Raw genomic sequence first — 14,892 nt, forward strand, 5'->3', positions numbered from 1 at the left:
CCGTCGTGCTACTGGCCGCAGTCACTGATCCCAATCAGACGGTGTCCAGCGGAGCCCTGCTGCTCGCGCTGCCGATCGCCGTACTCGGCGGGCTCGTCTCCTTCTTCTCCCCGTGCGTCCTGCCGCTCGTCCCCGGCTATCTGTCGTATGTGACAGGTGTCACCGGAACCGACCTGGCCGAGGCCCGGCGCGGACGGATGGCCGCCGGTGCCGCCCTCTTCGTCCTCGGCTTCACCGTGGTCTTCGTCTCCGGCGGGGCGCTGTTCGGCTTCTTCGGGCAGACCCTCCAGGAGTACAAGGGCATCCTGTCGAAGGTGCTGGGCGTGCTCATGATCCTCATGGGCGTCTTCTTCATGGGCCTGATGCCCTGGCTGACCCAGCGTGAGTTCCGCTTCCACACGCGTCCCACCACGGGCCTGGTGGGCGCGCCCCTCCTCGGGGCCCTGTTCGGAGTCGGCTGGACCCCGTGCATCGGCCCGACCCTCGCCTCCGTGGTGGCGCTCTCCTCCGCCCAGGCCAGCGCCGGGCGCGGCGCTCTGCTGACCGTCGCCTACTGCGCCGGCCTCGGCATCCCGTTCGTGCTCACCGCGATCGCCTTCCGCAAGGCGCTGGGAGCCTTCGGCTGGGTCAAGCGCCACTATGTCTGGGTGATGCGCGTCGGCGGCACGATGATGATCGTGACCGGCGTGCTGCTGCTCACCGGCGCCTGGGACCGGCTGGTGCAGGAGATGCAGACGTGGTCCACCGGCTTCACTGTGGGGATCTGATCCATGAGCAAGACGCCAACCAGTACGACGGCCGACGAGACCCCGGCGGTGCCACCCGGCGACGAGGACCTCGGAGCCGCCGGCTCCCAGCTGTCCACCGCCCCCGCCGAGACGGCCGCCCCCGGCTCCTTCGGCGGCAACCGGGCGCCCGGACTGGCCGGCCGGCTCACCTGGACCGGGCGTGAGGTCCTCGGCTGGGTCCGCTGGTTCTGGCGGCAGCTGACCTCCATGCGCGTCGCGCTGATGCTGCTGTTCCTGCTCTCCCTCGGCGCCGTCCCCGGTTCGCTGATCCCGCAGAGCGGCACCGACGCGCTGAAGGTCGACGCCTTCAGGAAGGCGCACACGACGCTCGCGCCCCTCTACGACAAGCTCGGCCTGTTCCACGTCTACAGCTCGGTGTGGTTCTCCGCGATCTACATCCTGCTGTTCGTCTCCCTCATCGGCTGCATCGTGCCGCGCACCTGGCAGTTCGTCGGCCAGCTGCGCGGCCGGCCGCCGGGCGCCCCCAAGCGGCTGACCCGGCTGCCCGCGTACACCACCTGGCGCACCTCCGCCTCCCCCGAGGAGGTCCGCGAGAGCGCGCTGAGGATCCTCAAGCAGCGCCGCTTCCGCGCCCACCTCGCCGATGACGCCGTCGCCGCCGAGAAGGGCTACCTGCGCGAGGCCGGCAACCTCGTCTTCCACGTCGCGCTGATCGTGATGCTGATCGCCTTCGCCTGGGGCCAGTTGTACAAGACCGAGGGCAACAAGCTGATCGTCGAGGGCGACGGCTTCTCCAACACCCTCACCCAGTACGACGACTTCAAGTCCGGCAACCTCTTCAACGACGACGACCTGGTGCCCTTCAGCTTCAACCTGAAGAAGTTCACCGGCACCTACGAGCGCACCGGCCCGCAGAAGGGCACGCCGCGCGTGTACCGGGCGGACATCACCTACAGCCTGGGCGCCCACGGCAAGGAGCAGAAGGCGAGCATCTCGCCCAACCACCCGCTGACCGTCGACGACGCCCGGGTCTACCTCGTCAGCCACGGCTACGCCCCCACCGTCACCGTCCGGGACGGCAAGGGCGACGTGGTCTACCACCAGGCCGTGCCGCTGCTGCCGGTCGACTCCAACGTCACCTCGCAGGGCGCGATCAAGGTGTTCGACGGCTACAGGAACCCCGCGGGCAAGTCCGAGCAGCTCGGCTTCTCCGCGTTCTTCGTGCCGACCTTCGCCGGGGCCGGCAAGGGCACGATGTTCTCCCAGTTCCCGGCGCTGGACTTCCCCGTCCTCGCGCTGACCGGCTTCCACGGCGACCTGGGCGTCAACGCGGGCGTGCCGCAGAACGTCTACCAGCTCGACACCAAGAACCCGAACCTCAAGCAGTTCAAGGACGCCAAGGGCAGGATCGTCGCCGCCCGGCTGCTGCCCGGCGAGACCATGACGCTGCCGAACGGCGCCGGCTCCATCACCTTCGACAAGGACATCAAGGAGTGGGCCGGCTTCCAGGTCGTGCAGGAGCCCGGCACCGGCTGGGCGCTCACCGGCGCGCTGGCCGCCATCGCCGGACTGGCCGGCTCCCTGTTCATCCAGCGGCGCCGCGTCTGGGTGCGTGCCGTGCGGGGCGCCGACGGCGCGACCGTCGTCGAGATGGCGGGCCTGGGCCGCAGCGAGTCCGCGAAACTCCCCGAGGAGCTCGGCGACCTGGCCGCCCTCGTCCACGACAAGGCGCCCGCACAGGCCGACGCCGACCCCGACCGGGAGCCGGACGCCGGCGCCCCCGTACCCGCCGAAGGGGCTGAGGAGAAGTGACTCTCGCCGCCGCAACAGAGCTCGCCACGGCGACCAACGAGAACCTGGCCAACATCAGCAACACGCTGATCTACTCCGCGATGGCCGTCTACACCCTGGCCTTCTTCGCGTACATCACCGAATGGCTCTTCGGCAGCCGCAGCAAGGTGGCCCGCACGGCCGCCGCGCTGACCGCCAAGGACGGCGCGGCCAAGGCGCAGGGGCCGGCCGTGACGGTGAAGTCCGCCGGGGGCACCGCCGTGCTGGAGCGCCCCAAGGTGGTCGTACGGTCCGCCGCCGGCGCCCGTGACGTGCCCGACGGGCCCGGCGCGCACGGCGGCGACGAGAAGGGCGACCTGTACGGCCGTATCGCGGTGTCCCTCAGCGTCCTCGGCTTCCTCCTCGCGCTCGGTGGCGTCGTCGCCCGCGCGGCCTCCGTGCAGCGGGCGCCGTGGGGCAACATGTACGAGTTCAACATCACCTTCTCCACGGTCGCGGTCGGCGTCTACCTGCTGCTGCTCGCGCTGAAGAGGAACGTGCGCTGGCTCGGCCTGTTCCTGACCACCACCGTCCTGCTCGACCTCGGCCTCGCGGTCACCGTGCTCTACACGGCGAGCGACCAGCTGGTCCCCGCCCTCCACTCGTACTGGCTGTACATCCACGTCTCCACCGCGATCTTCTGCGGCGCGGTCTTCTACGTCGGCGCGGTCGGCACCCTGCTGTACCTGTTCAAGGACTCCTACGAGAGCAAGCTCGCCTCCGGCGGGAAGCCCGGCCGTTTCGCGACCTCCGTACTGGAGCGGCTGCCGGCCTCGGCGTCCCTGGACAAGTTCTCCTACCGCATCAACGCCGCTGTCTTCCCGCTGTGGACGTTCACGATCGTCGCGGGCGCCATCTGGGCCGCGTCCGCCTGGGGCCGCTACTGGGGCTGGGACCCCAAGGAGACCTGGTCCTTCATCACCTGGGTCGCCTACGCCTGCTACCTGCACGCCCGCTCCACGGCCGGCTGGAAGGGCCGCAAGGCCGCCTACATCGCGCTGATCGCGTTCGGCTGCTGGCTGTTCAACTACTACGGCGTGAACATCTTCGTCAGCGGCAAGCACTCGTACTCGGGCGTCTGACCGGCTCCTCGGTGACACTGGTGTCATGACCGGTTCCATCGAGCAGGGCATCAGCCAGATCCACGGGAACACCCACCTGCTCACCTTCCTGGTGCGGCTGCCGGTGCCCATGGAGCGGGTCTGGCCGGAGCTGACCACACCGGAGGGGCTCGCGCGCTGGTTCACCGACGCCGACGAGCTGGAACCCCGGCTCGGCGGCGCGGTCGGTCTGCGCGGCCTGGGCAGCGGGCGGATCACCGCGTGGGACGTGGACCGGGTCGCCGAGTACACCCTGGAGGGCGGCGGCCGCATCCGCTTCCACCTGGAGCGCGACGGCGCGGACGGCTCCGTGCTCCGCCTCACCCACGAGTTCCTGGGGGAGACGGAGTCGGAGCCGCGCTGGCGGACCCGCTTCGAATGCCTGATCGAGGTGGTTGCGGGCCGAGGACCTCGTTCCACGGATCAGGACGCTCCCCGGTGAAGTCCCGCATCCACGCGGCGACGGCCTGTGCCCGCCCCCGAAACCGCGCACGCCCCACTCTGTACCCTGACCCGATCATCGCCGCACGCGCGGCAGTCGGGCCCGGTGGGTGGGAGGAAACGGTCATGGGTGCTGCTCCGGTCCTGGAGGAGCTGCGGGAGGTCTGCCAGCCGCAGGCGAAACTGGCGAGCCGCAACGGCGAGCACTGGGCGGGCCGCCTGTACATGCGGAGGGTCTCGCTGGGGTTCACCCGGCAACTGGTGCGCACCCCGGTGACCCCCGACCAGCTGACCTGGACCATGGTGGTGTGCGGGATCGCCTCCGGCGCCGCGCTGCTGATCCCGGGCCTGACCGGGGCCGTCCTGGCCGTCGTGCTGATGCAGCTGTTCCTCCTCTTCGACTGCGTGGACGGGGAGGTCGCCCGCTGGAAGGGCCAGAACAGCGCGTCCGGCATCTACGTCGACCGGCTCGGCGCCTATCTCGCGGACGCCGCCCTGATGGTGGGCGCCGGGTTCCACGCGGCCCGGTCCGGCTTCGGCGGCTGGGTGTCGCTGGGTCTGGCGACCGCACTCGGCGTGGTCCTGCTGAAGGCGTCCACCGACCTGGTCGACGTGGCGCGGGCCCGGCGCGGGCTGGCCGTCGCCGACGACGAGTCGACCCGGCCGCGCTCGCAGGGCGTGGCCACGGTGCGCCGGCTGGCCGCCGCGTTCAAGATCCACCGGGTGACCAACGGCATCGAGGCGTCCCTGCTCCTGCTGGCCGCGGCCATCGGCGACACCGTCACCGGCGGAGCCGACGTCACCCGCTGGGCGCTCCTCGCGCTGGCCGCCATCACCTGGGTGATGGTCCCGGCCCACCTGCTGTCGATCCTGTCCTCGTCCCGGCTGCGCTAGGTCCGACCCGCCGCCGGGGTCGCCGGCCGCCGCTCAGCTGCTCCTGGGCTCCTCGCCGTTCTCCTTGCGGCGCAGTTCCTCCTCGCGGCGGCGGAGGTCGGCCTCCCAGTTCTTCAGCAGGTCCTCGTCCTTCTTGTTCTCCTCGGCGAGGGACTGCAGGAACGCGGGGTTGTCGTCCGGGGCGACGTACTCGAGCCGCTGGTTGCGGTGCCACTCGGAGGGCGTGCGGCCGTTCGCCGGAGGGCGCCGGTCCTTGCCCGCGGCGAGCCAGGCGATCGAGCCGACGATCGGGAAGAGCAGGATGATGAAGACCCAGGCGACCTTGGGAAGGTGCTTCGCCTCGTCCTCGGGCGTGTTCAGGCAGTCGATGAACGCGAAGATCGTCAGTGCCAGCGGCACGACGTAGTACAGCAGCACCCTGAGCATGTCGAGAAGCCCCCTGAAAGCGGTGGAGGGGCCCTGAACCGGCCCCGTGACGGGGCCAGGGTAGCCGCTCGGGGATACTGGACCCCATGGCGTACGACGATCTTCGTTCCCTGCTCAGGGCGCTGGAGCGCGAGGGAGACCTCAAGCGCATCAAGGCCGAGGTCGACCCGTATCTGGAGGTCGGTGAGATCGTCGACCGGGTGCAGAAGTCGGGCGGCCCCGCACTGCTCTTCGAGAACGTGCGCGGCTCCGCGATGCCCCTGGCCATGAACGTCTTCGGAACCGACCGTCGGCTGCTGAAGGCCCTCGGCCTGAAGTCGTACGGCGAGATCTCCGAAAAGATCGGCGGGCTGCTGCGGCCCGAGCTGCCGCACGGCTTCGTGGGCGTGCGTGAGGCGTTCGGCAAGCTCGGCGCGATGACGCACGTACCGCCGAAGAAGGTGAAGTCCGACAGCGCGCCCGTGCAGGAGGTCGTCCTGCACGGCGACGACGTCGACCTCGACGCCCTGCCGGCCCTGTTCACCTGGCCCCAGGACGGCGGCTCCTTCTTCAACCTGGGACTTACCCACACCAAGGACCCGGAGAGCGGCATCCGCAACCTCGGGCTCTACCGCCTCCAGCGCCACGACAAGCGCACCATCGGCATGCACTGGCAGATCCACAAGGACAGCCGCAACCACTACCAGGTCGCCGCCCGGCGCGGCGAGCGGCTTCCGGTGGCGATCGCCTTCGGCTGCCCCCCGGCCGTCACGTACGCCTCGACCGCGCCGCTCCCCGGCGACATCGACGAGTACCTGTTCGCCGGGTTCATCGCGGGCCGGCGGATCGAGATGGTCGACTGCAGGACCGTCCCGCTCCAGGTCCCGGCGAACGCCGAGGTGGTCCTGGAGGGCTGGCTGGAGCCCGGCGAGATGCTGCCCGAGGGGCCCTTCGGCGACCACACCGGCTTCTACACCCCGCAGGAGCCCTTCCCGGCGCTGACCATCGACTGCGTGACGATGCGCAGGCGGCCCCTGCTCCAGTCGATCGTCGTGGGCCGCCCCCCGACGGAGGACGGGCCGCTCGGCCGTGCCACCGAACGCTTCTTCCTCCCCCTGCTGAAGATCATCGTCCCGGACATCGTGGACTACCACCTGCCCGAGGCGGGCGGCTTCCACAACTGCGCGATCGTCTCGATCGACAAGAAGTACCCCAAGCACGCCCAGAAGGTGATGCACGCCATCTGGGGGGCACACATGATGTCTCTGACCAAGCTGATCGTGGTCGTCGACGCCGACTGCGACGTGCACGATCTGCACGAGGTCGCCTGGCGGGCCCTGGGCAACACGGACTACGCCCGCGACCTCACCGTGGTGGAAGGCCCCGTCGACCACCTCGACCACGCCTCCTACCAGCAGTTCTGGGGCGGCAAGGCGGGCATCGACGCGACGCGGAAGCTGCCCGAGGAGGGCTACACGCGAGACGGCGGGTGGCCGGAGATGGTCCTTTCGGACCCGGAGACAGCCGAACGGGTGACGCGACGCTGGAAGGAGTACGGACTCTGATGGGCACCTATACGTTGGTGTGCGGCAGCGCGGAGACGGGGTTTCCCCGCCGCCGCGGGGGTGAACCGGGGTACGGCCTGTGAGCTCCGCGTCCGCCGCGATCCCGCAGCCGGGACGCACCAAGGCCTTCCTGCGCCTGGTCATGATCGAGCACTCGATCTTCGCGCTGCCCTTCGCCTACATCGCCTCCCTGACCGCGATGTACGAGTGGGACAGGACCATCCACTGGGGCAGGCTGCTGCTCGTCACCGTGGCGATGGTGGGCCTGCGCACGTTCGCGATGGCCGTCAACCGGATCATCGACCGGGAGATCGACGCCCGTAACCCGCGCACCGCGCACCGCGAGCTGGTGACCGGCGCGATGTCGGTGCGGCACGCCTGGACGGGCGCGCTCGTCGCGCTCGTCGTGTTCCTCGCGGCCGCGGCCCTGCTCAACCCGCTCTGCCTGGCCCTCGCCCCCGTCGCGGTGGTCCCGATGGTGGTCTACCCCTACGGCAAGCGGTTCACGAACTTCCCGCAGGCCATCCTGGGCCTGGCCCAGGCGATGGGCCCGATCGGCGGCTGGCTGGCGATCTCCGGCAGCTGGTCCTGGGACGCGGTGATCCTGGGCCTGGCCGTCGGCGTCTGGATCGGCGGCTTCGACCTCATCTACGCCTGCCAGGACGTGGAGACCGACCGTGAGGTCGGCGTGAAGTCGGTCCCGGCCCGTTTCGGCGTCCCCGCCGCCATCCGGGGGGCACGGGCCTGCCATCTCGTCACCACCGCGCTGTTCGTCTGGTACGCCCTCGCCACCGGCGCCGGCGCCTTCTTCTGGCTGGGCCTGGTCGTCGTCGCGGGCGCCTTCGTCTACGAGCACACGATCGTGCGCCCGAACGACCTGTCCCGCCTCAACCGGGCGTTCTTCAGCGTCAACGGGTTCATCGGCATCGCCCTTTTCGTGTGCGCGCTGCTCGACCTGCTGGTGCGCGGTCTCACGGTCTGATACCTCGCGGTTTGGATCATGAGCGCCGACGGATAGGCTCGACACATGAAGCCAGGAGAAACGCGGCGGGCACCTTGGATCGTGGGGGTGTCCGGAGCGTCCGGCACGCCGTACGCGGCCGCTGTGCTGCGTGCACTGCTCGACGCCGGACAGAGCGTCGACCTGGTGGTCAGCCGGGCCTCGCGGCTCACCCTGCTCGACGAGACCGGCATCTCCTTCCGGGACGCCCATTGGCAGGACGACCTGCGCGAATGGCTGTCCCTTGGCGCCGACGGCAAGCCCGGCACCTTCGACGTGGACGTCACGGGAGTACGGCACTGGAGCGCCGGTGACCTGGCGGCCGGACCGTCCTCGGGGTCGTACCCGGCGCAGGGCATGCTGATCGTGCCCGCCTCGACGGCCTGTGTGGCGGGCGTCGCCCTCGGGCTGTCCAAGGACCTGCTGCAACGGGCGGCGAGCGTGACCCTCAAGGAGGGCAGGCCGCTGGTCGTCGCCGTACGGGAGACCCCGCTGAACGGCCGGACGCTGCGGCACCTGGTGGCACTGGACGACGCGGGCGCCACCGTCCTGCCCGCCTCGCCCGCCTTCTACGCCGGGGCGACCCACATCCAGCACCTCGTGGACTTCGTCGCGGGCCGGGCCCTGGACGCGGTGGGCGTACCCCACGGTCTCTACCGTCGCTGGGAGGGCGAACTGGGCGGCGCCCGGCCCGCGTGAGCGCCGGGCGGCGCTCTCCAGGCAATACCAGCACCACTCGGCACTTCAGGAACTTTCTTCAGATCTCTCGTCGGATCTCTTCAGTGGAAGGCTTCGATCGCATGGACGCGGTGGACAGGCAGCTCATCCAGGCCCTGAGGGAGAACGGCCGGGCCTCATACGCGGAGCTGGGGCGCCTCGTCGGCCTGTCGGGACCGAGCGTCACCGACCGCATCAACCGGCTGGAGGCGGCCGGTGTCATCACCGGCTACCGGGCCACCGTGGACGCCGCCTCGCTCGGTCTCGGCGTCACCGCCCTGATCGGCATCTCGCTCTCCGACGCCGCCGACCACGAGGACGTGGCGCAGCGGGTGAAGGAACTCTCCGAGATCGAGGACTGCTGGTTCATCGCCGGCGACGACTCGTTCATGCTCAAGGTGCGCGCCTCGGACGTCGACGGACTGGAGAGCATCATCCGGCGGCTGTCCGGAACCAAGGGCGTCTCCAGGACCCGTACCACCATCGTGCTGTCCACGAAGTGGGAGAACCGGGTGGGTGAGCTGCCCGAGGAGGTCTGATCCTCCGGGCGTACGGTGGTCGCAGTCTTCAGGAAAGAGGTAGGGGCATGGACGTCGGGCTCAAGCGCGAGCTGGAGGAGAAGGTCAGGACGGGTGTCCGCCTGACCCGCGAGGACGGCATCGCGCTGTACGAGTCGGACGACCTCGCGTGGCTCGGCGGCCTCGCCCACGAGGTGCGCACCCGCAAGAACGGCGACGTGGTGCACTTCAACGTCAACCGGCACCTCAACATGACCAATGTGTGCACCGCGTCCTGCGCGTACTGCTCCTTCCAGCGCAAGCCGGGCGAGAAGGACGCGTACACGATGCGCATCGAGGAGGCCGTGAAGCTGGCCAAGGCGATGGAGTCGGAGAACCTGACCGAGCTGCACATCGTCAACGGCCTGCACCCGAACCTGCCGTGGCGCTACTACCCGCGCTCCCTGCGCGAGCTGAAGGCCGCGCTGCCGGACGTTTCGCTGAAGGCGTTCACCGCCACCGAGATCCACCACTTCGAGACGATCTCCGGACTGTCCGCCTCCGAGATCCTCGACGAGCTGATCGACGCCGGTCTCGAGTCCCTCACCGGCGGCGGCGCGGAGATCTTCGACTGGGAGGTCCGGCAGCACATCGTCGACCACCGCACCCACTGGGAGGACTGGTCGCGCATCCACCGGCTGGCGCACGAGAAGGGCCTCAAGACCCCGTGCACCATGCTCTACGGGCACATCGAGGAGCCCCGCCACCGCGTGGACCACGTGCTGCGGCTGCGTGAACTCCAGGACGAGACCGGCGGGTTCCAGGTCTTCATCCCGCTGCGCTACCAGCACGACTTCGTCGACATGCAGGACGGCAAGGTCCGCAACCGCCTCCAGGCCCGTACCACCATGGCGACGGGCGCGGAGGCGCTGAAGACCTTCGCCGTCTCGCGGCTGCTCTTCGACAACGTCCCGCACGTCAAGGTGTTCTGGGTGATGCACGGCGTGCAGACCGCCCAGCTCGCGCTCCAGCACGGCGCGGACGACATGGACGGCTCCGTCGTCGAGTACAAGATCACGCATGACGCGGACAACTACGGCACCCCGAACAAGCTGACCCGCGAGGATTTGCTGGACCTGATCCGCGACGCCGGCTTCCGCCCGGTGGAGCGCAACACGCGCTACGAGATCATCCGGGAGTACGACGGCCCGGACCCGGCGCGCCGCGAGTCGCCGCAGCCGATGCGGGTGTGAGCCCGCGCGCTCAGGGCCTTTCGTCACATTCCTCTCCGCCCTTCCGGCGACGACGGGAGGACGGGCCCTGGCACACCCCGTGAGGCCGCGTGCCGGGCGGGTACCCGCCCGGCATGGCCACCACGAAGGCGCCCGAGGACGCCTACACCGCCGCGCCCTTCGTCCCCGAGCTCGCGGACCTGGCCGCCCTGCGCGAGGCGGCCGCGGGCTGCCGGGGCTGCCCGCTGCACCGGGACGCCACACAGACCGTGTTCGGCACCGGGGACACCGGCGCCCGGGTCATGCTCGTCGGCGAGCAGCCGGGGGATCAGGAGGACCGGCAGGGCCGGCCGTTCGTCGGGCCCGCCGGGAAGCTCCTCGACCGGGCGCTGGCCGAGGCGGGCATCGACCCGGGCGAGACGTATGTCACCAACGCGGTCAAGCACTTCAAGTTCGCCCGGTCCGGGCCCGGCAAGCGCCGTATCCACAAGGCGCCGAGCCTGCGGGAGGCGGTGGCCTGCGGGCCCTGGCTGGCGGCCGAACTCAGGCTGGTGGAGCCCGAGCTGATCGTGGTCCTGGGCGCGACGGCCGGCAAGGCGCTGCTCGGCTCCTCGTTCCGGGTCACCGAGGTGCGCGGAACGGTGCTGGAGGAGGAGATCCACGGGCGCCGGGAGCGGCTGGTGCCGACGGTGCACCCCTCGTCCGTGCTGCGCGCGGACGACCGGGAGGGTGCCTACCGGGGGCTGCTCTCCGATCTGAAAGTGGCTGCGCGCACCTTGGTGTAATGGGTATGATCGCCCAATGCCCCTTACTTTCACCCTTGATCCCGCCGTCGACCCTGCCCTGCGCGACGGCATCCTCGACCTGTGGACCGATGTCACAAACGCCGGCGGAGCGGTCGGGTTCCTGCCGCCCGCGACGCGGGAGGAGATACGTCCGGAACTGGTCAGGCAGCTGCTCGCGCTGACCGAGGGGCGCGCACGGCTGCTGGTCGGCCACGACGAGGAGGGCCGGGTCGCCGCCACCGCCTTCCTGACCTTCAACACCCACCGGCTGATGACGCACTGGCTCTGGCTCTACACGGTGATGGTGCACCCGCGCGACCAGGGCCGGGGCCACGGACGGGACCTGCTGGCGGCCGCCGCGGACGCGGCCCGTGGCTTCGCCGGCATCGAGGCGATCCGGCTCACCTGCCGCGGCGGGCTCGGCCTGGAGCGGTTCTACGCCTCCTGCGGCTACAAGGAGGTCGGACGGGTGCCGGGCGCCATCCGGGTGGAGGCGGGTGACGACCGGGACGACGTGATCATGCTGCTGCCGCTGACCTGAGGCTTTACCGGTCCTTCGCACCCCCATGAGTGATCGGGCATCCGGCGTGCTTCACTGGACGGTGCCCCTTTGGGAACCTTCGGAACGGAAGAGTGGATTGAGATGCTCCGCTACACGCTGATGCGCCTCGGAATCTTCGTGGGCTGCCTCGTGGTCGTCTGGGGCCTTGTCCACTCCGGGCTCGCCCCACGCGGCCTCGGCGGCTCCAACGGCCTGTGGATCGCCACGCTCGCCCTGGTGATCTCCGCCCCGATCAGCTTCGTCGCCCTGCGCAAGGAGCGGGACCGGGCGTCGGTGCAGGTGGCCCAGCGGGTGGACCGCATGAAGGCGAACTTCGAGGCCAACGCGGGCCAGGAGGACCTCGCCGACGACCGGGCGCGGTCCCAGGCGCAGCCGCGGGAGCAGGCGTCCTGACGTCCGATGCGGGGAGCGGGCTCAGGGGTGGTGTCCTGATGTCTGATGCGGTCGGGGCAGGGGCCCTGACGGCCTGATCTGCCTGCATCCGCCGTGAGGCCGCCGCGCTGACCGGGGCGGTCCGCGACGGAGTCCGCCCGGGACTGTCCGCCGACCGCCAACTCTGGGAAGGACTGCGGGCGTTCTTCACACACACCGTCCGGCACCCGGAGGGCTGGGCGGTGCTGCACTTACAGGCCCGTACGCACGGCGAGCCGTTCGCGGCCGAGATCGCCGCGATGCGCGCGGAAATCGTGGCGTTCGTCGCCGAGTTGATCCTCGTCGCCGCTCGTGAGGCGCAACCCGGCCCTGCCCGAGTGGAAGGGGCTGCCGGGCTCGCCAGGGAGACCGGTGAGGGCACAGCCCTGTTCCCGGACCGTCTCCGGACCCTTCCCGAAACCGCACGAACTCCCCATCCCGGCCCCGTACGATCCCGTATGCAACCGGCGGTAACACCTCAAGTGCGCGCACCACCGGTGAACGACCGGTGAGCGCAGCGCGTACCACCGCAGCAGAGCAGCGCGAAGCTGCAGGCACCAGGAGCCGCCATGCCCCTCTCGTACTCGTCGCCCTCGTCGCCCTCGTCCCCGTCGTCCCACGGCGGTCCGGCCCCGTCACCCTCGGCGGGGTTCGACTACGACCCCGACGCGGGCCCGGCGTTCGTGGCGCCGCAGACCCGGCGGCTGGACGGCGAGGTGCGCGAGGCGTACGTACCCCCGCTGGTCCCGCCGGTGACGCACGGCTCGCTGGCCGACCTGCCGTTCGAGAACGCGAGCGCCGACCCCGGGCGACGGGTCATCAGCCGCCCGGACGCCGACGGCGGCTGGACGCATCTGACGGCCGCGCAGTTCGCCGAACAGGTACTCGCGGTGGCCAAGGGCCTGATCGCGGAGGGCCTGGCACCGGGCGACCGGATCGCGGTCATGGCGCGCACGCGGTACGAGTGGACCCTGCTGGACTTCGCCGCCTGGGCCGCCGGCCTGGTCACGGTCCCCGTCTATCCCACGTCCTCCCTCTTCCAGGTCCGCTCGATCCTCCAGGACTCCGGCGCGGTCGCCCTGGTGACGGAGAAGGCCCGGCAGGCGGCGGCCCTCGGCCCGGAACGCGAGCGCCTGCTGGACCTGCGGCATGTGTGGGTCATGGAGCACGGCCACCTCGACCGCCTGGCGGAGTGCGGAGCGGGCGTCCCGGACCAGGAGGTCACCGTGCGCCGGGGCGTCCTCGGGCCCGACACGCTGGCCACCCTGGTCTACACCTCGGGCACGACCGGCCGCCCCAAGGGCTGCGCGCTGAGCCACGGCAATTTCCTGGCGGAGGTCGACAACGCCATCGAGGTCCTCTACCCGGCCTTCAAGGCGAAGACGTCGGAGGAGGCCTCGACGCTCCTCTTCCTGCCCCTCTCCCACGTCTTCGGCCGGATGGTCGCGGTGGCCTGCGTCCGCGCGGGCGTCAGGCTCGGCCACGCGCCGAGCCTGAAGTCGGAGCACCTGCTGGCGGACCTGGCGAGCTTCCGGCCGACGTTCCTGCTGGCCATCCCGTACATGCTGGAGAAGGTCTACAACAACGCGCGCGCCACCGCCGAGCGCGGCGGCCGGGCCTCGTCCTTCGACCGCGCTGCCGACGTGGCCTGCCGCTACGGCGAGGCGGCCGAGGCCCGCCGGCACGGCACGGGCCCCGGGCCCGGCCGCGCTCTGAAGACGGCCCGCGCCTTCTACGACGCCCTCCTCTACCGCCGTATCAGGGCCGCGCTCGGCGGCCGTCTGCGCTACCTCATCTGCGGCGGCTCCCCGCTGGGCCGCCGTCTGGCCGCGTTCTACGAGGGGGCCGGCGTCGAGGTCTACGAGGGCTACGGCCTGACCGAGTCGACGGGAGCGGCCACCGTGACGCCCCCGCAGAAACCCCGCCTGGGCACGGTCGGCTGGCCGCTGCCGGGCACACGGATACGCATCGCGGCGGACGGCGAGGTGCTGCTGGCCGGCGGCCAGGTCTTCCGCGGTTACTGGAACCCGCACGCGGGCGGGGTGGTACCGGCGACGCACGACGGCTGGTTCCCGACGGGCGACATCGGACGCCTGGACGACGACGGCTACCTGACGATCACGGGCCGCAAGAAGGAAATTCTGATCACCGCGGGCGGCAAGAACGTCGCCCCGGCCCCGCTGGAGAACTGGCTCCGAGCCCATCCGCTGATCTCCCAGTGCATGGTGCTGGGCGACCGCCGCCCCTACATCTCCGCACTGATCACCCTGGACCCCGAAGGCATCACCCACTGGCGGCAGATGAACGGCAAGCCCCCCGTCCCCGCCGAACTCCTCGTCGACGACCCGGGCTTGGCGGCGGTCCTGCAGCGTGCCGTGGACGAGGCGAACAAGCTCGTCTCCCGCCCCGAGTCCATTCGCCGCTTCACCGTGCTCCCCGTGGACTTCACGGAACGGGAGGGCCACCTGACCCCGTCGATGAAGCTTCGCCGGGAGGTGATCCTGCGCGACTTCGCGCGGGAGGTGGAGGGGCTGTACGCCTAGCGTCCGCTGTATTCACGGGAGCGTTCCGGGAGTGTTCGGAGGGCGTTCCGAGGGCGTTCCGAGGGCCAGGGGAAAGAGTTCCCCGGGAATTCACCGGGCGTTATGTCCCGGGTTCGGCCGCCCCGGCCGGAAAAGGCAGGAGCCCCGTCGCCTGACGGCGC

At 70.6% G+C, this 14,892-nt stretch carries 15 protein-coding genes and 1 pseudogene; 15 read left to right on the forward strand and 1 reads right to left on the reverse strand.

The features are described 5' to 3' along the window. Positions 1-5: 5 nt before the first annotated feature. From ACIOWN_RS23430 to ACIOWN_RS23450, 5 genes are all read left to right on the forward strand, one after another. A complete protein-coding gene (locus ACIOWN_RS23430; RefSeq protein WP_362355839.1) occupies positions 6-767 on the forward strand; it encodes a cytochrome c biogenesis protein CcdA in 762 nt (253 codons plus the stop codon). Positions 768-770: 3 nt separating this feature from the next. Then, on the forward strand, positions 771-2,561 hold the full coding sequence (locus ACIOWN_RS23435; RefSeq protein WP_401983279.1) for a cytochrome c biogenesis protein ResB: 1,791 nt from the start codon (positions 771-773) through the stop codon (positions 2,559-2,561). Next, positions 2,558-3,661, forward strand: a complete 1,104-nt coding sequence (gene ccsB / locus ACIOWN_RS23440; RefSeq protein WP_362355843.1) for a c-type cytochrome biogenesis protein CcsB — start codon at positions 2,558-2,560, stop codon at positions 3,659-3,661. The genes ACIOWN_RS23435 and ccsB overlap by 4 nt, the downstream gene beginning before the upstream one ends. 25 nt (positions 3,662-3,686) lie before the next feature. Then, positions 3,687-4,121 (forward strand): SRPBCC domain-containing protein, encoded by a 435-nt coding sequence (locus ACIOWN_RS23445; RefSeq protein ID WP_362355845.1) that lies wholly within the window; start codon positions 3,687-3,689, stop codon positions 4,119-4,121. A 125-nt stretch (positions 4,122-4,246) separates the two neighbouring features. After that, positions 4,247-5,014 (forward strand): CDP-alcohol phosphatidyltransferase family protein, encoded by a 768-nt coding sequence (locus ACIOWN_RS23450; RefSeq protein ID WP_401983280.1) that lies wholly within the window; start codon positions 4,247-4,249, stop codon positions 5,012-5,014. A 33-nt stretch (positions 5,015-5,047) separates the two neighbouring features. Here the strand turns inward: ACIOWN_RS23450 and ACIOWN_RS23455 are convergent, their stop codons facing one another. Beyond that, on the reverse strand, positions 5,048-5,440 hold the full coding sequence (locus tag ACIOWN_RS23455; RefSeq protein WP_362355848.1) for a PLD nuclease N-terminal domain-containing protein: 393 nt from the start codon (positions 5,438-5,440) through the stop codon (positions 5,048-5,050). An 86-nt stretch (positions 5,441-5,526) separates the two neighbouring features. Between ACIOWN_RS23455 and ACIOWN_RS23460 the strand changes: the two genes are divergently transcribed. From ACIOWN_RS23460 to ACIOWN_RS23505, 10 genes and pseudogenes are all read left to right on the forward strand, one after another. Next, positions 5,527-6,984, forward strand: a complete 1,458-nt coding sequence (locus tag ACIOWN_RS23460) for a menaquinone biosynthesis decarboxylase (protein WP_401983281.1) — start codon at positions 5,527-5,529, stop codon at positions 6,982-6,984. 79 nt (positions 6,985-7,063) lie between these two features. Then, on the forward strand, positions 7,064-7,966 hold the full coding sequence (mqnP, locus tag ACIOWN_RS23465; RefSeq protein WP_100572410.1) for a menaquinone biosynthesis prenyltransferase MqnP: 903 nt from the start codon (positions 7,064-7,066) through the stop codon (positions 7,964-7,966). Between the two features lie 45 nt (positions 7,967-8,011). Continuing rightward, entirely contained in the window at positions 8,012-8,683 is a 672-nt protein-coding gene (locus tag ACIOWN_RS23470; protein ID WP_362355852.1) for a flavoprotein, read from the forward strand. A gap of 101 nt (positions 8,684-8,784) precedes the next feature. Beyond that, positions 8,785-9,240 carry an Lrp/AsnC family transcriptional regulator gene (locus ACIOWN_RS23475; RefSeq protein ID WP_362355898.1) on the forward strand — a complete coding sequence of 152 codons (456 nt, stop codon included), beginning with the start codon at positions 8,785-8,787 and terminating at the stop codon, positions 9,238-9,240. 47 nt (positions 9,241-9,287) lie between these two features. Further along, entirely contained in the window at positions 9,288-10,451 is a 1,164-nt protein-coding gene (gene mqnE / locus ACIOWN_RS23480; protein WP_362355854.1) for an aminofutalosine synthase MqnE, read from the forward strand. Positions 10,452-10,564: 113 nt separating this feature from the next. Continuing rightward, a complete protein-coding gene (locus tag ACIOWN_RS23485; RefSeq protein ID WP_401983282.1) occupies positions 10,565-11,215 on the forward strand; it encodes a UdgX family uracil-DNA binding protein in 651 nt (216 codons plus the stop codon). Between the two features lie 16 nt (positions 11,216-11,231). After that, positions 11,232-11,756 (forward strand): GNAT family N-acetyltransferase, encoded by a 525-nt coding sequence (locus tag ACIOWN_RS23490; protein WP_401983283.1) that lies wholly within the window; start codon positions 11,232-11,234, stop codon positions 11,754-11,756. Positions 11,757-11,858: 102 nt separating this feature from the next. Continuing rightward, on the forward strand, positions 11,859-12,170 hold the full coding sequence (locus tag ACIOWN_RS23495) for a DUF4229 domain-containing protein (RefSeq protein WP_362355860.1): 312 nt from the start codon (positions 11,859-11,861) through the stop codon (positions 12,168-12,170). Positions 12,171-12,247: 77 nt separating this feature from the next. Beyond that, positions 12,248-12,550, forward strand: a pseudogene (locus ACIOWN_RS23500) (TetR family transcriptional regulator); the annotation flags it as partial. A 207-nt stretch (positions 12,551-12,757) separates the two neighbouring features. Beyond that, positions 12,758-14,731 (forward strand): AMP-dependent synthetase/ligase, encoded by a 1,974-nt coding sequence (locus ACIOWN_RS23505; protein ID WP_401983284.1) that lies wholly within the window; start codon positions 12,758-12,760, stop codon positions 14,729-14,731. Positions 14,732-14,892 lie beyond the last annotated feature (161 nt).

This window comes from Streptomyces sp. NPDC087787 (assembly GCF_044743035.1).
Classification (GTDB): domain Bacteria; phylum Actinomycetota; class Actinomycetes; order Streptomycetales; family Streptomycetaceae; genus Streptomyces.